Origin of the sequence: Dyadobacter sp. OTU695 (assembly GCF_038440355.1) — a bacterium.
GTDB lineage: Bacteria > Bacteroidota > Bacteroidia > Cytophagales > Spirosomataceae > Dyadobacter.
This window is the reverse complement of the sequence record NZ_JASATN010000015.1, coordinates 105,784-123,550: the sequence shown is the minus strand read 5'-3', so window position 1 is coordinate 123,550 and position 17,767 is coordinate 105,784. Positions and strand designations below refer to the sequence as shown.

The following is a 17,767-nucleotide window of genomic DNA, read 5'->3' as shown; positions in this document are numbered from 1 at the left end:
ATTTAAAGTTTTGGCTTAAAGCTTATAGCATATAGCTTACAGCCTATTTCAACCCTGGCACCAACTCCTCCTGAATCCACTTTCCGTCGTGCAAGGTCACGAAATCGGGGTCTGAGAGCGCTTCTTCGCCTTCGTCCTCGCAGATGATCCAGCCGGTATAGTTAATGTCTTTGAGCCATTGGGTTATGCCGGGCAGGTCTACTTTGCCTTTGCCCATCAATGTAAATTCTGGATTCCCGTCCCAGTCTTTATAATGCACGTGGTTGATCAGTGACTGGTATTCCTTCATTTTGGTCAATGGGTCCATACCGCCGTTGATGATATGGCCCACGTCGGGCGTCCAGCCGGTCACCGATGCGTCCAGCCCTTCCAGTACGATCTTGTAGTCCTCCTCGGTACGGATAATCGACGTGTGCGGGGAATTGGGGTGATAGCTGCATGGCACGCCCTTTTCGGCTGCGCGGCGCGAGACGGTGTTAACGATATTCACGAGGCGCTTTTGACGCTCCGCGATGTTATGCCTGCCGGTCGGGATTTGTACCGTATTGAGCACAGCGCCCGGGAAGCGTTGCAGCACGCGGATGGCGTGGTCGGCCACTTCGCGTTCGCGTTCGGTCTCTTCGGCTTCGTTCCAGTCCAGTGCGAGCGCCAATGCGGCGAGTTCAATGCCTTGTTCTTTGAGTTTAGCTTCAAGTTTGTCAGGGTCCTGAAGATCGCCCATCCAGGTAAAAATCGGTTGGATACCGGTAAAACCCGCTTTCGCGATGACTTCAATCATGTGTCCTAACCGGCCCTGGTGTGTTTGGCCGCTGTTGCTCATGAACCAGGTGTAAACCTCTGACCCAAAGCGAAATGGAAGTTGCTGAGACATTAATTGTTTATTTTCAATTATATAAAAATCACTTCGACTTCTTTTTCACGACCTCGCCCGGCATGATCAGCGAATCCCAGCCTGCCAGGTCGGAAGGTTTTACATTAGCCTTATATCCGCTGAAATTGAATGTAGTAGGCTTATAGGGGCCTACGAATGCAATGTCATTATTCGGTTTAATTTCCTTTTCAAGTCCCAAACCCCAGAACATCGCATTCACGACCATTCTTCTGAAACCCTCATTCAACAAATCCTCCGAAGCACCATGCGTAGTGGTAAATGCGCGGCCTTTCTTGCCGCCTTCCATCTGATAGTCACGAATCCAGGCAACAGGAAGCAACTCTTTGGTTGGGTCGGCAGGAGAATCGGCTGTCATACCATTCAGTACCTGGCCTTTCGCGAGCACTGTTCCTTTGGGATAAGTAGTATAACCGCCCGATTGCACCCACATATCCTTCACGCCCCGCATAATGGGATGCGTGGCCTGCGCTTCGTCAATGATGAGTTTGGATGATTGCTTATGGTTCGTGCCATAATGCGATACCCAGGTTTCCCCCAGAATGTATTCACCAAAACCGTCTTTCCATTCCTTTTTTGGTCCTTTATAGTCCCAGGTATAGTGCTCCCATTTCGGGTCTTTCTTAATTTCAAATGCATGGGTAGAAGTCCGGAATGCGACGATCGGGCCTCCGCGTTTGAGGTAGTTTTCAAAATGTTGCATTTCCTTGTCCTCAAAATGCGCGAACCGCATGAAAAGCACCATCAGGTCGGCCTTATCGAGCACATCCAGTCCTTTTACATTCGAACCTCCGGGCAGAATATAGCCATTCGAGTCGAGCGCGTACACGACCGTACACGTGAACCCGTAGCGCCTGGCCATAATGCGTGCCAGCGCGGGAAGCGATTCTTCACCCCGGTATTCATGGTCTGTGGCAATAAAAACGATGTTTTTACCTACCCCCGGTCCCTTATCGCCCTTGTATACCACACGGTGTTTCGCGGGGGCGTCCTGTGCCTGGGTGCCGAAAGTGATCAGGGCAATGCCGAAGGCCAGCATTGATTTCAAAAGATTTTTCATAAAATCCGGACTGAAAAAGGTGGTTGATCAAAGCCCGTGTTTCAGGCCCATTTCGCGGATAAACTTGTAACCGTTTTCGGCAATATCCCACGGCTCGTTGAACTCTCGCCAAACACCGATAGCATTTGCAAAGCCAGGATCGTTCCGCGAAAATGCCTCGATCGTCAGCCAGCCGTCATATTTGATTGCCGCCAGCGCCGCGAATGCATCATCCCACTTCACCTGCCCGGTACCCGGCGTGCCGCGGTCGTTTTCGCTGATATGCACATGTGCAAGCACGGGCGCGATCGTTTGCAATGCGTTCAGATAGCTCTTTTCCTCGATATTGGAATGGTGGGTATCAAACATCGCCCGTACGTTCGGATGGTCGGCCGCTTTCACGAGTTTGAGTAACTGCTCCATCGTGTTGCACAGGTAGCATTCAAAACGGTTAAGCGCTTCCAATGCGAATGTGATATTGGCTTGTGCCGCATAATCGGCAGCGGCATTCAATACCTCCCCGGCCAATGCGTATTCACGGTCTTCGGCCGGACGGTTTACAAAAACAGTGTGCGCCGAATGGAAAGGCCCGCATATCACCTTGGAATTCAGGTCATGTGCACGGTCTACCGCCCACTTGATCTTGTCCAAAGCCCGCTGCCTCACCTCCACCGATTCGCTTACCGGGTTGTCGTCGGCGCCGACGGTCATTACAGCTGTCGTTTCCAGACCCAGATCTTTCACAAAATTGCCCATCCGCTGATAAGCTGCCGCGTCCTGGGGGCCTAAATAAAACTCGACACCGTCGTAACCAATCGTTTTCAGTCGTTCGATAATCGGAAACAGGTCATCCGAAACCGCTGCCGTCCAGGCCAGCACATTAAATCCAATTTTATTCATTATAAAAGCTTTATGCTTTAAGCCCTAGGCCATAAGCTTTGCATTAAAGGTTTCGCATTAAGCCGATGGCCAACGGCCGACAGCCGATGTTAGATTAATATTGTTTGATCCGCAGGTCCTTGTATTCCACTTTCATCGGGGGGCCTACGTGTACCTGTACACCTAAAAGGCCTTTTTTAGCTCCATTTACCGTGTCATTGTCGGTAACATCGCTCATCAGGACGTCGTTGATATAATGCTGCAGGTGATTTCCCTTTACTACGATATGGAAGGTGTTCCAATCTTCGCTTTTGATCAGCGTCTTAAGAGAGTCGGACGAACCCAGTGAGCCTGTCACTTCAACGCCGGTCCATGCGTTCCTCGCTACGTTCTTCCGAATGGCTTCCGGTGTTTTTTCACCCGTGTATTCTTTGATCACCGTTTTCTGGCCGCGGTAGGCCAATGTGGTACGCTTACGTTCTTCGTAATTCTGACCGGTGTAGTTGTTTTTACCATCGATGTCCGCCTGGTAACCTTTCAATGCGAAAGGCACGTCGGTCAGTTGTTCGCTCCGGTAGTTGATTCCCGAATTGCCGGCAGCTGCGATCTTGAACGATCCTTTTAATTCGAAATCGCCCGGTTCGCCGCCCCGCCAGATGATGAATGAGTTGGTTTTTAAAAGCGTTTCAGGAGTTATTTCCCCTACAAGAGAGCCGTTTTCGACGCGCCAGTATTTCGGATCTCCCTCCCAGCCTTTCAGTGTTTTTCCGTCGAAGATAGACTTAAATCCCTTTTCGGCTTTTTGGGCAAAAGTGTCGACCTGGCTGGTGAGGGTCATCACAGCGGCCAGAAACATTCCGGCCATGCTAAATCTGGAACTCATTTTGATCGCTTTTATAGGTTTAGTGACTCCTGAATAACGGACTTCCCTTACTGCAAGGGTTGTCGGGACATTAACTCCTCTTAAAAAAGCAGAAATTAATATCCAAAAATTCCTAAAAATATCTGTTGCACTATCCTGTACTGACCTGCCCGGCCGGAGGCTAGTTCGGAATCGGATCACCAGGGGTTTTGGCAGCAGGGTCGTAAACAGCCACGCCTACGCGCGAATCGGCGCAGCCGTAGTAGAGCAGCCATTTCTTTTTATAATACACCATTCCTTCGATAAACACGGTACCTGCTACATACTGGCCGCTCTTTTCGAATGGCTCCATCGGGCGGAAGAACGGTGTATCGAGGCGGGCGAGCACTTTGGTAGGGTCATTTTTATCAAACAATACCTGGCCTGCACAATAGCTGTTGGGCGTAAAGCGCTTGTCGCCGTCTTCCCCTTTATCGTTTTTGCCGTTATAAAGTAGTACAATGCCCTTATCGGTCACGATGGCCGGGGGGCCGCATTCGGTGAGGTTGCTATCGAAGTAGCCCTTTCTCGGAGAGATCAGATTGACGAGTTCGCCTTTGCTATCGACCACCGGTTCCCAGTTGATGAGGTCGGTCGAGGTGGCGATATTTACATTTGCTTCGCCAAAATAGAGCCAGTATTTGCCGTTTATTTTCGCGATAACCTGCTTATCGCCCACCAACTTGGTCACAATGGAGCCCGACTTCGTCCATATATTGTTGAACTTGCCGTTATAGGCTTCTCTGAAAGCAGGCCCGTATTTCTCCCATTTAAGCAAGTCGCGGGAAGTGGCGACTCCCAGCCGCGCTTTGTCCTTGTTCCATTGTGTATAAATCACGACATACAAGCCATCTTCCGTCACAGCCACGCGAGGATCCTCGCAGCCGCCTGGCCATTCATTGGCCTTCTGGCTATCCTCAGCGGGAAATAGTACCGGTTCTTTCCTTCTTTTGAAATGAATGCCGTCCTCGCTTTCGGCATAACCGAGGCGCGAAGTCCGCATACCAATCGCTTTCCCCGCTTTGTCCTCGGCGCGGTAAAGCACGACGATCTTGCCGTTTTTGATGGCCGCAGCCGGGTTGAATGTGTCGTTCGATTCCCAATCGACGCGCCGCTTGTTCATGGGACAAAAAAAGCGTGAGGTGCTATCGGGCGATATTACCGGATTCACACCGACCGGCCGTTTGAAGCCACCGAAGGTCCAGTCCGGCAACGTGTTTTCGGTTTGCGCAAATACCTGTCCTGTTAAGATCGATGTGCATATAGCCAGGCCGGCGATAAAATTTTTCATAGATTTTTTATTAGTTATCAAATCAGAATTTCAAATATAAGGCATTTCCGCTATCGCTGGCGCTGCCACAAAAGGCAATAAAAAATCCGGTCTGATCGCTCAAACCGGATTTCGTGTCGTTTTAAATATTCGCTGATTATTTGTTCGCTACCAGATTTACGTCGAGTGTAAAATCGTTGTCGATCGCCTTGTCACCAAGGTTTTCGAAGAAGTTGGTCGAGCGGAATTTGATATCGTATTTGGTACGATCGATGGCTACTTTCGCATTGGCTGTTACTTTTTTGGCGTCGGATGTAACAGTTGCCGGGAATTTCACGTCCTGGGTAATTCCTTTAATCGTCAGCTTTCCTGTCACATCATATGCATTACCGCCCTTTGGCGTCACGGAAGAAATGACCAGCTTCGCCTGCGGATGCTTTTCCACGGAGAAAAAATCGTCGCTTTTGAGGTGATTGGTGAGTTTGCCATTCATTTCCTTGTCGGTTACATCAGTCACAACGAGTGATTTGATGTCGGCTACAAAACTTCCTCCTTTTAGCTTGTCGTTATCAATCACTAGTGTACCGCTTTCCAGAGGTACCGTCCCTGCATGTGTTCCCGTCACTTTTTTAGCGCCCCAATTGATAGTGCTCGCTTTCGGATCCACTTTCAAAGTTTTGTCGGCAGCATTCTTTCCAGGACCGTTGGCAATAGCAGCAACATTGAAAAGCAAACCAGCTGCTGCGAGTACAAACATTTTTTTCATAATAATTTCAATCGTTTAAAGTGTAGAAGAATTGTTTTGAAATATATAAAGAATTAAAAGCACTTAACAGATCATTAACAGGCTTTAACAATCCTATACGTCGTTTGTCAGGAGCGCGTTGCCTCGCTTTCGAGCAATTTCACGCCCTCGAAACGCTCCAATATTTTTTTGCCATCGACCCAGTCTTCCAGCCCCGATACAGCATTGATATGTCCCTTTTTGCCCAGGCTAACAAAATCACTTCCCCAATTCGCGGCAAATACCTTCGATCGGCCTATCGTCGCGTAAATGTCATTGGTACTCGCCACCACAATCGTTTTGAACGGAATTGTGCGCACGGGTATGGGCGTAAAACCGACTACGAAGTTCAATCGTTTTGAAAGTTCCGCATCGGCCGGCGCCACCAGTAACGCACCTTTGATCAGCCCGGAGCTGAACTCCTGCGCCCAATGCGCTACGGTAATGCATCCCAGGCTATGCGCAACGAGGACCGTCGGTTCGGTGAGCTCGCTGATCTGCTTTTGCAACTGCGCCACCCACTCTTGCTTCACGGGCCAGTCCCAGTTTGCTTGCTGTACGCGGTCGAAACGGTCGGGATATTGCTCTTCCCAGATGGTCTGCCAATGCTGCGGACCTGAGCTTGCCAGCCCTGGTACAGTCAGAAAGCGCATACTCATAATGTTATTGATTTGGTATTCTCATCATTTTTTGTCCATTACACAACGAAAACCAAGGTTGTTACTTCCGCTGGTCACTTCGCCCTTGCCCCGGCTACCGGCCTTGTAACGAATGCAATAGTCATCACTGCATAAGAATGAGCCTCCTCGCTGAACACGTTTCACTGCGCCGGGTTCATCGGGGTCGTAGCTGTCCGACGGCCCTTTCGGGTTCGCAGCCGGACTTTTCTGGTAATAGTCGGGGCGGTAAAGGTCTTCGCACCATTCCCACACATTGCCATCCATATCAAAAAGACCATAGGGATTGGCAGGGAAGGATTTGACCGGTGCGGCGGTAAGATAGCCATCTTCCTTTGTATTTTTGTCCGGAAAACTTCCCTGATAAATATTCGCCACCCATTTACCGCCGGGTTTCAGTTGGTCGCCCCAGTAATAGGTGTGGTTGCCTTTTCCGCCCTGTGCCGCAAACTCCCATTCCGCTTCGGTAGGAAGTCTCTTGCCGGCCCATTTGGCATAGGCGGATGCATCTTCATAAGACACATGTACCACAGGGTAGTTTTCGCGGCCTTTGATTGAGCTGGACGGGCCTTCGGGATGTGCCCAGTCGGCTCCTGCCACGTAATTCCACCATTGCAGCGGATTGTCAAGGCTTACACGTGCAGGCGTAGGCGTGAACACGGCCGAGCCCGGTACCAGTTTATCGGCAGGCACTCCGGGATAATCGGCTGGGTTCAAAGGGCGCTCAGCAACGGTTTTATAGTTGGTCGCTTTTACAAAAGCAGCAAATTCGGCATTCGTTACTTCGTGGGCATCCATGTAATAGCCATTCACCGTTACCTCATGCATCGGGCGTGAATCGGGGAACTCGTCGGCGCCCATCAGGAATTTCCCGCCGGGGATCCATACCATGCCGGTGCTATCGCCGATACCTTCCTTCACCAGGCTTGCATTGCGGATCGCGGCTGCGCGGGTAGGCATGCCGTCGGCAATGCAGGCTGCGAGGCTATCGGCCTTGCGTTTTTCTTCGGCGGTTTGTTTGCTTCCACAGCTCCAGAATGTCACCGCCATCACTCCCAACAGGCTGCAAAAACCTTTTATTGAAAACTCCATATTTCTGTGAACCCGGTTATTCTTTTTTTACTTCAATTTTAAAAACATCCTTCAACGCCTGATGCGCAGCGTGGTACCCGCACATTCCATGCACGCCCCCGCCCGGGGGAGTGGACGACGAGCAAATGTAAATGCCCTTAGCCGACGTGCGGTAGGGCGAAATGCTCAAAACCGGCCGCGAATACAGTTGCCAGATATCCTGAATGCCCCCATTGATATCACCCCCGATATAATTCGGATTATATTGTTCAAATGCGCTGGCATTGGTGGCATGCTTTGCGATGATCACATCTCTGAAACCCGGTGCATAGCGCTCGATCTGGCTTTCCAGGGCCTCGGTCATATCGAAGTCGTCGCCATGAGGCACATGGCAATAGGCCCATGCCGTGTGCTTACCTTCCGGTGCCCGCGTTTTGTCGAAAACACTTTGCTGGGCTACCAGCGCGAAAGGCTTCCCGCCGCGTCTTCCATTTCCGACATTTCGTTCATACTGCGCAATTTCCTCGAAAGTATTGCCCAAATGCACCGTTCCCGCGCGTCTGCATTCTTCACGTTGAAATGGTATCGGCCCGTCCAATGCCCAATCGACTTTAAAAATCCCCGGACCCTGGCGGTAGGTTTCCAGACGACGTTTGTAGGAAGCACTCAGCCTGTCACCTGCGATACGAACCAGTTGCCTGGGCGTTACGTCCATCAAAATCGCTTTTGCCGGCGGCAGTTCATTCACTGAACCCACCATCCAGCCCGTCTGAACCTTTCCTCCAAGCGATTGATAATACGCAGCCAATGCGTCCGCGATGCTTTGGCTGCCACCCACCGGAATCACCCATCCTTTCATGTGCGCCGCCGCCATAAGCATGATACCAAATGCCGACGTAGCGATATTATCCAGCGGCTGAATCGAATGCGCAGCCATCCCGGCCCATAATGCGCGGCCTTCCGTTGTTTTAAACTTCTCGGCCGTCCAGGTAGCCGGGGCCAATGCCGCTAAACCAAACCTTGCCAGACGAAAAGGCTCGGCAGGCCATTTCAGCGGTCCCAGCAAATCCGGCAACAACTCAGGAACCGATTCAAGCAAACTACCCATCCATTTGCGATAAGTATCACCATCTGCACCCAATTGCGCGGCCGTCGACTCCACCGACTGGTCCAGCACCGCCACCCTCCCTCCGTCCAGCGGATGCGCCGCGTCGTGGGTCGGCTGAACGAACGTCAACCCGAAATCCGCGAGCGGTAGCCTTGCGAAAAAAGGAGACATTAAGGCCATCGGATGGATAGCCGAGCAAATGTCGTGTCGGAAGCCGGGTAATGTCAGTTCCGCAGTTCGCATTCCGCCACCAAGTGTGTCTTTGCCTTCGATCAGCAACACCGAAAGTCCCGACTCCCGCAAGGTAATGGCCGCTGCCAGCCCGTTCGGACCGGAGCCGACCACTATCGCATCGTATTCGGGAGCCGCCGCTCCGGGAGTCGCCGCTACGGGAGTTGCCACGCTGATCAGGGTTTAGCTGCGGCGAGGATCTTCAATGCCTCGTCGTCCTTGTACTCGTTCATCAATGCTTTCAGCTTGGTTTTGAGATCGGCTATTAGCGCTTCCGTTCCTTTTGATCCGTAAAGATTCGAAACCTCTTTCGGATCTTTTTGTAAATCGTATAGCTCCCATGAATCAGCACCGCCGTAGAAATAGGCCAGCTTATAACGGCTTGTCCTGAGCCCGAAATGCGGGTATACGTGGTGCGGCTGCGGGAATTCGTAATAGTGGTAATAGGCTTCTTTTCTCCACGGGATCTGTGCTGCGCGGTCCGCTTTCAATAATGGGAAGAACGATTTGCCCTGCATATCGGCGGGCGTTTTGACACCCGCGATATTGAGGACGGTCGGTGCCCAGTCGATATTGACCACGAGATCACTCACTTTGGTCCCCGGCTTAATCACACCCGGATAGCGGATTAGGAAAGGTGTTTTCAATGATTCTTCATAAATAAAACGCTTGTCGAACCAGCCATGCTCGCCAAGGTAAAAGCCCTGGTCGGAGGCGTAGATGACAACGGTATTTTTAGACAAACCGCTTTTGTCGAGGTAATCGAGGAGCTTGCCGATGTTTCGGTCGAGCGAGTTGGCGGTCGAGAAGTAATCGCGCAGGTAACGCTGGAATTTCCATTCCACCAGCGCTTTGCCGGTCAGGTTCTTGTCGGTAACTTCTTTTGAAACCTTGTCATAATAAGCCTTGAAAACCTTTTTCTGCTCGGGGTTTAGCCGATTGTAAAGAAAATCCTTTTCATAATCCACACCCACTTTCAAATCCAGCTTCATGCGCATGGTTTTGTCTATGGTCATGTCCTGGTCTGCGGCTGCCTTTCTTCCTTTATAATCGTCATAAAATGTCGACGGCAGCGGGAAGGTAACATCGTCGTAAGCACCCAGGTCCTCCAAGGCCGGCATCCATTCGCGGTGCGTCGCTTTATGGCCGACGATCAGGAAAAATGGCTTATCGTTGTCACGTTTTTCGAGCCAACCAGTGGCAAACTGCGTAATGAGATCGGAAACGTAACCGGTGTATTTAGTGGTATCGTTCGGCTGACCTACGAATTCCGGATTATAATAATGACCCTGGTCGGGCAGCACATTCCAGTAGTCGAAACCAGCCGGCAGACTATTCAAATGCATCTTACCGATCCAGGCCGTCTGATAGCCGTTCTTGCGGAGCGTTTCGGACAACAGCGTCTGGCTGGTATCGAATTTTGTCCGGTCATTGCGCTTATAGCCGTTCAGGTGGCTGTATTTACCGGTAAGAAGCGTGGCACGGCTCGGGCCGCATATAGAATTGGTAACCAGGTTATTGGTAAGTAACGCGCCTTCCCGGGCAATTCGGTCGATGTTCGGCGTTTTGGCGATTTTATTTCCATATGCGCCGATGCCCTGATAAGCATGGTCATCGGAAAAAATGAAGATAATGTTCGGGCGCTGAGCGGTCTGGCCGAGTGTTGTCGTGACTGGCATCACCAGTGCAAGCAAGCCTGAAAAGGCCGTTAAAATCAATTTCTCGAAGCGGGTAAGGATAGTATACATGAAATACTCTATATAATAGGTAGACAAAATAAACTTATGCAAAATCAAATCGCAAGCGTTTTACCGGAATTACTTTGCAAAGCCGGTCGGCGGCCGGGTTTAAAATTACAAATTGGTGATTTGTTTTCACTATCCCGCGATTTTTAAACGCAAAATGCCCGGAACACTTGGCGTTCCGGGCATTGCAAATCAGAGGTTCAGCTTACTTTACTTTTTTATCGATCGCCTCAGCCTCTTCCAGGTGATGCTTCAATGTCGGCAGTTTTCCCTGCGCCCATGCTTTCACATCCGGGTCTTTCGCGTCCTTTGCAGCCTCCTCGAACTCACTGATATCTTCCTTATGATCGTCGACCATGAAAGAAATGTAGGCTTTATCAAAGTCCTTGCCTTTCTTTTGGGCGAGGTCATCGTACTTTTTCTGCTTCTCGTCACTCAGTGCGGTCGGTAGGGTGATGTTTTTCTGGGTGGCGAGCGCTTTCAGTTCATCGCCGGCTTTCGAATGGTCGGTAACCATCATTTCGCCGAATTTTTTCACGTCTGCACTCGCGGCATTCGTTTTCGCCAGTTCGCCCAGTTTCACTTCCATCATCCCGCCATCGGCCGCTGCTACGGCAAATTCTGAATCATCTTCCAATGCGGTAGTATCCAGTTTCGCTTCGTTTTGCTCTTCGGCTACTTCCTTACTGTCTTCTGTCTTGTTGGTGTTACAAGCGGTGAATGCCACAACGGTGGCGGCCATAAGGATACTTAATGTGATCTTTTTCATAACAGGTTTTCATTTTTTGATGATATGGGTCCTTAAAGAAAAAAAACTATGCCATTGACCTCAAACAAATCGGATTCAGCATTGACGCTCTACCTTCCGACTCTAACGGGCACATTTAGTTTTTGGAAAAAGAATACATATTTTTGTAGCTGTCCGTCGACATCGTGTTGCGCGATGTATTTTTCAGCCACTTTCCAAACCTTCCTTTTGTCCCGATTAATGAGTCTCCCCACCCCCATGCGGATCTTGCTGGCCGACGATGACCATGATGATACTTTTCTGTTCCAGGAAGCGTTGGAACAAGTCTCCGCCGAAGCTCAGCTCTCTGTCGTTGAAAACGGCGTGGACCTTCTCCGGATGTTGAAAGACCTGGACGGCAAGCCCGACATCATATTTCTGGACATGAATATGCCTGTCAAAAACGGGCTTGAATGCCTGGAAGAAATCAGGGGTACGACCGGATACGAATTGATTCCGATTGTGATACTCTCCACATCCGTCGCGCAGTACCTGTGGGAATCGGCATTCCGGAACGGTGCAAACCTCTATATTCAAAAACCCACAAGCTTTAACGGTCTGATAGAAATCCTTAAAAAGTGCCTGCTCGAACGAGCGGGTTCGGCTATGCCTGAGGGGTTGGAACAATTTTTGATAACCAACTAATCTCAACAGGTTTCAATTTGCATTCAGTATGAGCGAAGCAACTGCTTTCGACACAGAGCAAGAGTTATTTTTCAAACGACTAAGACAAGAAACAGCGGAAAGCCATCAGAAACTGGAAAACAATCCACTTTCAGAAGCGATATTAGCTCCCTCCGTTTCCGTAAAGGACTATCAATCCTACCTGGCTGCTCTTTTCGGAGTAACCATTGCCTGCGAGGATCAGGTATTCCCTGCTATTTCCCACATTATCACTGATTTGTCGGCACGTTATAAGTCGCGGCTGATCATCGACGACCTGCTGGCCACCGGCCTTACGGAAGCTGAAATCGACGCGTTGCCTATACACCGTTTCGAATTTTCTTCGGTAGCGGAAGCGCTGGGAATTATGTATGTGCTGGAAGGCTCCACACTCGGTGGGAGGATTCTGTACAAGCATATCCACGAAGTGCACGGGTTCACGCCCGAGAGCGGCGCTTCCTATTTCTGGGGATATGGAGCGCAAACAGGAAATTTGTGGAAAAGTTTCATCTCTTCCCTTACCCAATTTGTCGACGAGCATGAAGGGCGGGACGAAGTAATCTCGAGCGCTAAAAATACATTTACCATTATTGACAATTGGCTAGGACAAGCGCGCGCGTCCAGCGTGGCTATGCCGGCCGTAAGTAATTGACCAGCAGTAATGAATATCAAGGACATTGTAAATCGCGATATCGTCAATCTGACGAATTGCGAAAGTGAACCCATCCATATACCAGGCAGCATTCAACCCCACGGCTTTTTGCTGGGGATCAAAAAAGGCGATTCGAGAATAGAGTTCTGCAGTGCCAACAGCGCCGACTATATCGGTATCGGTCCAGATAAGGTACTAGGGAAAGACATTTCGGACATTTTCCCGGAAGAGCAGGCTTCCCACTTCGCATCCTATGCGGGCGTGGAGACCATCGACTCTGCGAAACCGTTTGTGTTCTCACTGAACGGCACTTCGTTCAATACCACCGTTCACCAGAGCGGCGGCAACGTGATCATGGAGCTCGAACCGTTTCCCGACGGGACCCTGAATTTGCCAAACCTTTATACGCAGACACGCAATTTCGTGTCGATCATGGAAAAATCCAGCGGCTTGCTGGACCTCTGTCAGGAGATCGCGGACGAAACACGTGCCATTACCGGCTACGACCGGGTGATGATCTATCGCTTCGATGACCAATACAATGGAGAGGTGATCGCTGAAAGCCGGCGGGACGATCTGGTGTCGTTTGCCAATCAGAAATACCCGCATACCGACATCCCCGCCCAGGCGCGCGAACTGTATATCCGCAACCCGCTCAGGATGATCGCGGACATCAACTACACCCCTGTTCCGCTGTTAACGATAGACAACTCGGCGGATAAAGGCAACCATTCGTTGGACCTGAGCCTTTCGATCCTCCGCAGTGTGTCGCCGATGCATATAGAATATCTGAAAAATATGGGGGTAGGCGCGACGCTGACCATTTCTTTGCTCCAAAATCAGAAGCTTTGGGGGCTTATCGCTTGCCACCACTATGCGCCCAAGATATTGCCGCACTATACACGCCTTTCCGCATTGTTGCAGGGACATTTCCTTACGTCACAAATAGCGGTGCGGGAAGTTGCTGAGGAATATAACATTAGTGAAGATGTGGATAAAGCCCTCGTGGAAGCGCTGGCAATCCTGCACGAGACCGAAAACTTCATGGAAGCCAGCCACCAGTCGCCGGCATTGCTGAAACTCGCAAATGCGACCGGTGCTGCGATTTACCACGAAGGTATCTTGTACACCAATGGACTGGTTCCTTCGGATTCCGAACTGCTTGATTTGTTCACATTTCTTGCCAATGCGTATCCCAACCAGACATTTGAAACGGATAATCTTTCCGATGTTTATCCGGCTGCGAAAGACATCTCCAAATATGCCGCAGGAGCGATCTACCATTCGATGGTTTCCGGCGAAAACGACGGGATTTTGTGGTTGAGGCAGGAAAAAATCGAAACGATCAACTGGGCCGGCAACCCGGACAAGGCTGTCCTACCCAATGAAGATGGCGTACGGCTTTCGCCGCGGAAGTCGTTCGAGCTGTGGATGGAGATTGTGAAGGACAAAAGTTTGCCCTGGCGCAAATCGGAAGTCAATGCCGCGTCGAGCTTTTCCTATGCATTGCAGAAACATATCAACTACCGGGTTATCAGGGCGCAGGAAGATCAAAACAGTATCCTGAACGAAGAGTTGCGGCTTGCCAACAAAGAACTGGCCAATTTGAACTGGATTTCGACCCACGACCTGAAAGAACCGCTTCGGAAAATACAGATTTTCGCATCCAGGGTACTCGATCGTGAAGACCCGGACCTGTCAGCGCAGGTCAAAGATTCCGTTGAAAGAATGCGTTTCGCGGCCGAGAAAATGCAAATGCTGATCGAAGACATCCTGACCTATTCGAAAGCTGGTAGCATGGACAAGATTTTCGTCCCAACCGACCTGAACGAGATCCTGGGGAATGTTCTCTCGGAATTGCAGGACAACATGGATGAGAAACAGGCTACGGTTCAAGCGGAAGTTTTGCCAATCCTCGACATCATCCCATTCCAGGTGCATCAGCTCTTCATCAACCTGATCAGCAATGCCATCAAATTCGTAAAACCCGGCGAGCCGCCGGTGATCAGGATCACGGCGAACATAATGGATGCAACGGACATTCCTCGCGAAAAGACTGTTTCCGGACAATACCACGCCATCGCTTTTCATGACAACGGTATCGGTTTCGAAGCGGAATACGAAGGCCGGATTTTCGATATTTTTCAGCGCCTGCACCCCGCCCATAAGTACCCTGGTACGGGCATTGGGCTGGCGATCTGCAAGAAAATCATGGAGAACCATAAGGGGTTCATCGATGCGAAATCAGTGTTCGGTGAAGGTTCCGTGTTCACGATATATTTTCCCGTCGCATAGCAGCCGGCACCGGTGAGTACATTGTTCCTCAGCTTAGCCATTCACCAGGCAGAGGCTGGGGATTTTTTATGTGGAGGCAAACGGATACAATGCGGCTGACGGCAGTTTACGGCAGGCAGGGCTTTCCGCGGTGGGTTGGTATTAATTTATTAGGATTTCCGGGACAACAAACCGTAAACCAAATGTCAGTAGCCGCAGCTCTTTCCCTACCAACCGACGAGCCTGTCATAACAGCCCGTCAATTCAAAAAGCTCAGAAAGAATCCCGCATTAACCGCCGAAGCGGCGGGACTCCACTACGTCCGATCGGAGGATGCGCCGGGCTATATCCGGAAGGGAAAAGCACCGCGATTCTACTATATCAATGCCGCCGGCCTTCGTTGCAAGGACCCGCAAACGATCAAACGCATCAAATCGCTCGTGCTGCCACCGGCCTGGACCAACGTGTGGATCAGCGCCGACCCGGATTCACATTTGCAGGCGACGGGAATCGATGCCGCCAGCCGGAAACAATATCGCTACCATCCATACTGGAACCTCATCAGAAACCAGACCAAATATTATAAACTCCTGATGTTTTCCGAGGCCTTGCCCGGATTGCGCGAGCAGGTGGAACATGACCTCCGTAAACGCGACTTCGATCTTTCAAAAGCCATTGCACTGGTGATCAAGCTGATGGATAAAACCTGCATGCGTGTGGGAAACCAGCGGTACAAGGTCCTACACGGTTCCTCAGGCATCACCACGCTCGATGCCCGCTGCGCGACAGTCACAGGCAGCCGGATCCGGTTCATGTTTAAAGGCAAAAAGGGCATCCGCCAGGACATTACCCTGCGGGATAAACAACTCGCACGCCTTGTAAAACAATGCAAGGAAATGCCGGGCAAAAGGCTTTTTCAATATGTTACCGAAAGCGGGGGGAAATGCGCCCTGAATGCACAACAGGTAAATGACTATATCCGCCGCTACACAGGTGCTAACTTTTCGGCGAAGGATTTCCGCACGTGGATGGGCACAGTTACCGCATTCGAATACCTCAGTCACCAGGAAAAAGCCCCTTCGCAACGGCAATTAACCCGCGTACTGAACACCTGTCTCGACGCGGTAGCAGCGCATCTGGGAAACACCCGGGCTGTTTGTAAGAAATATTATATACACCCGGCGGTTTTCAGAGCCTATGAAAACAATCGCATCCAGCGCTTTCTGAACAAGCAGGTTGAAGAAGCCGCTCATTTTTCTGAAACCGAGCAGCGTGTACGGACATTGCTGGCCCGCCCCACCTGAGGATTCTGATGAGATTCAGAAGCATATACGCCGGCCATCTTATTTCCGTCGGGAAATATCTCCTACATATACGCAAACAGGAAATCGCCTCATACGCCTTCTCCCGGCTCATATTAAATAATGGCACAGCATTTGAAAGCAATGCAACCGTTTACAAATAAAACTTGTCACAAACTTTAACATTGAAGAATCATGGAAACCAATGAGAATCTGATTGAGGTACTGAATGATTTGATAAGAATTAATAACGACCGCGTCGACGGCTATGAAAAGGCCCTTAGCGAAGTTGAAGACATAGATGTCGACCTGAGGGGTATCTTTCAGAAAATGGCCAATGAAAGCCGTGAGAATATCAATGAGCTGAGCACGGAAATACGCAACCTCGGCGGTGAGGTAGCAACAGGGACGACAACCTCCGGTAAAATCTATCGCGTGTGGATGGATATTAAGGCAACATTTACCGGCCACGACCGCACATCTGTCCTCGAAAGCTGCGAATATGGCGAAGACGCTGCGCAGGAAGCTTACGACGATGCATTGGCTACGGACGCCGATTTGCCGGTCGACATTCGCCAGATGATTGCAAACCAGAAAGCGGAATTGCTCGAATCGCACAACCTCATCAAGAAATACCGCGACCTGCATCAGGCGGTCAACTAAAAAGACAACATATAACGCGTATAAGAAAAATGGGTGAGACCGGAAGGCTCACCCATTGCTATGTTAATATGTCTCCGGAGATTACCGCAGGTCTACCACTTCCACGCCGGGATACTGTTTGGCATTGAAAGCGAAGAAATTGTCGGCCACATTCACGTCGGGTACGAACTGATCTACCTTATAAGTTACCTCCTGTCCGTTTTTTTGGAAGATCTTCCAGCTGCTGATCGATTTATCGGCTTTATTCACCTCGATCTGCACTTTATTAACCTGGCTGCTTTTGTTGGTTGAAGTCAGTTCTACCACCTCGACGGCCTTGCCTGCTTCTTGTTTCTCTTTTACAAAAGCAGATTTGAAACCTTTTTTATAGGCGGTGTAAATTTTAGTCGGGTCGAGGTCGCCACCGGCAGCTGGGTCGAAATCCTGCAAATTCACCTCATTGGTTTCTTTGATGTACGTAGCCATCGATTTGCCGTCGTTAAAGATCTCCTGACCTGCCATTTTCAACCTAAACTTCGTACCCTTCACGGTCGCTTCCCCTTTCAGCGGCTTTTCTCCCTTGGTAATGTAGGTAAAAAGTGCTTTAAAGGATTTGATCTTCTGATACTTGCTGCTCATGGCGTTCAATATATCCGACGACTTCTTATCTCCCTGCGCATTGGAAGCGAATGGGTTCAAAAGCAGGATCGTCATTACCGCAAGCAAACAAGCACTATTCTTCAAATTTCTCATATTCAATTATTTAATACTTAGTATGTTTATAAAAAACGGGGTTTATAGTGAAATATTTCAATTTTAGACTCTGCAAACTCGCAAGGGTTTAACGTCGTTCA

At 50.1% G+C, this 17,767-nt stretch carries 17 protein-coding genes; 5 read left to right on the top strand and 12 right to left on the bottom strand.

Annotation, left to right across the window (positions count from 1 at the left end):
* Window positions 1-43 precede the first annotated feature (43 nt).
* The 11 genes from AAHB90_RS24225 to AAHB90_RS24175 form a co-directional block, all read right to left on the bottom strand.
* The gene (locus AAHB90_RS24225) at window positions 44-871 is read right to left on the bottom strand and encodes a sugar phosphate isomerase/epimerase family protein (protein ID WP_342087828.1); all 828 of its coding nucleotides are present in this window, start codon (window positions 869-871) and stop codon (window positions 44-46) included.
* A gap of 28 nt (window positions 872-899) precedes the next feature.
* Window positions 900-1,949, bottom strand: coding sequence for a ThuA domain-containing protein (locus AAHB90_RS24220; protein WP_342087827.1), 1,050 nt, complete (start codon window positions 1,947-1,949; stop codon window positions 900-902).
* 27 nt (window positions 1,950-1,976) lie between these two features.
* Window positions 1,977-2,828: a sugar phosphate isomerase/epimerase family protein gene (locus AAHB90_RS24215; protein WP_342087826.1), complete on the bottom strand. Its 852-nt coding sequence runs from the start codon at window positions 2,826-2,828 to the stop codon at window positions 1,977-1,979.
* 94 nt (window positions 2,829-2,922) lie between these two features.
* Window positions 2,923-3,663: a 3-keto-disaccharide hydrolase gene (locus AAHB90_RS24210; protein WP_342087843.1), complete on the bottom strand. Its 741-nt coding sequence runs from the start codon at window positions 3,661-3,663 to the stop codon at window positions 2,923-2,925.
* Window positions 3,664-3,850: 187 nt separating this feature from the next.
* Complete coding sequence (locus AAHB90_RS24205) at window positions 3,851-4,999, bottom strand: glycoside hydrolase family 130 protein (protein ID WP_342087825.1); 1,149 nt, start codon at window positions 4,997-4,999, stop codon at window positions 3,851-3,853.
* A gap of 136 nt (window positions 5,000-5,135) precedes the next feature.
* The gene (locus tag AAHB90_RS24200; protein WP_446717925.1) at window positions 5,136-5,735 is read right to left on the bottom strand and encodes a YceI family protein; all 600 of its coding nucleotides are present in this window, start codon (window positions 5,733-5,735) and stop codon (window positions 5,136-5,138) included.
* Between the two features lie 116 nt (window positions 5,736-5,851).
* Entirely contained in the window at window positions 5,852-6,415 is a 564-nt protein-coding gene (locus tag AAHB90_RS24195; RefSeq protein WP_342087823.1) for an RBBP9/YdeN family alpha/beta hydrolase, read from the bottom strand.
* Window positions 6,416-6,445: 30 nt separating this feature from the next.
* Complete coding sequence (locus AAHB90_RS24190) at window positions 6,446-7,531, bottom strand: formylglycine-generating enzyme family protein (protein WP_342087822.1); 1,086 nt, start codon at window positions 7,529-7,531, stop codon at window positions 6,446-6,448.
* 16 nt (window positions 7,532-7,547) lie between these two features.
* Window positions 7,548-9,020, bottom strand: a complete 1,473-nt coding sequence (locus tag AAHB90_RS24185; protein WP_342087821.1) for a phytoene desaturase family protein — start codon at window positions 9,018-9,020, stop codon at window positions 7,548-7,550.
* 5 nt (window positions 9,021-9,025) lie between these two features.
* Window positions 9,026-10,597 carry a sulfatase family protein gene (locus tag AAHB90_RS24180; RefSeq protein ID WP_342087820.1) on the bottom strand — a complete coding sequence of 524 codons (1,572 nt, stop codon included), beginning with the start codon at window positions 10,595-10,597 and terminating at the stop codon, window positions 9,026-9,028.
* Between the two features lie 202 nt (window positions 10,598-10,799).
* A complete protein-coding gene (locus AAHB90_RS24175; RefSeq protein WP_342087819.1) occupies window positions 10,800-11,363 on the bottom strand; it encodes a DUF4142 domain-containing protein in 564 nt (187 codons plus the stop codon).
* 219 nt (window positions 11,364-11,582) lie between these two features.
* Between AAHB90_RS24175 and AAHB90_RS24170 the strand changes: the two genes are divergently transcribed.
* The 5 genes from AAHB90_RS24170 (at window position 11,583) to AAHB90_RS24150 (ending at window position 16,934) form a co-directional block, all read left to right on the top strand.
* Window positions 11,583-12,026 (top strand): response regulator, encoded by a 444-nt coding sequence (locus AAHB90_RS24170; protein WP_342087818.1) that lies wholly within the window; start codon window positions 11,583-11,585, stop codon window positions 12,024-12,026.
* Between the two features lie 28 nt (window positions 12,027-12,054).
* Complete coding sequence (locus AAHB90_RS24165) at window positions 12,055-12,696, top strand: biliverdin-producing heme oxygenase (RefSeq protein ID WP_342087817.1); 642 nt, start codon at window positions 12,055-12,057, stop codon at window positions 12,694-12,696.
* Window positions 12,697-12,705: 9 nt separating this feature from the next.
* The gene (locus AAHB90_RS24160; RefSeq protein ID WP_342087816.1) at window positions 12,706-14,991 is read left to right on the top strand and encodes an ATP-binding protein; all 2,286 of its coding nucleotides are present in this window, start codon (window positions 12,706-12,708) and stop codon (window positions 14,989-14,991) included.
* 182 nt (window positions 14,992-15,173) lie between these two features.
* Window positions 15,174-16,274, top strand: coding sequence for a DNA topoisomerase IB (locus AAHB90_RS24155; RefSeq protein WP_342087815.1), 1,101 nt, complete (start codon window positions 15,174-15,176; stop codon window positions 16,272-16,274).
* A 192-nt stretch (window positions 16,275-16,466) separates the two neighbouring features.
* On the top strand, window positions 16,467-16,934 hold the full coding sequence (locus tag AAHB90_RS24150) for a ferritin-like domain-containing protein (protein ID WP_342087814.1): 468 nt from the start codon (window positions 16,467-16,469) through the stop codon (window positions 16,932-16,934).
* Between the two features lie 81 nt (window positions 16,935-17,015).
* Here the strand turns inward: AAHB90_RS24150 and AAHB90_RS24145 are convergent, their stop codons facing one another.
* On the bottom strand, window positions 17,016-17,666 hold the full coding sequence (locus AAHB90_RS24145; protein ID WP_342087813.1) for a LolA family protein: 651 nt from the start codon (window positions 17,664-17,666) through the stop codon (window positions 17,016-17,018).
* Window positions 17,667-17,767 lie beyond the last annotated feature (101 nt).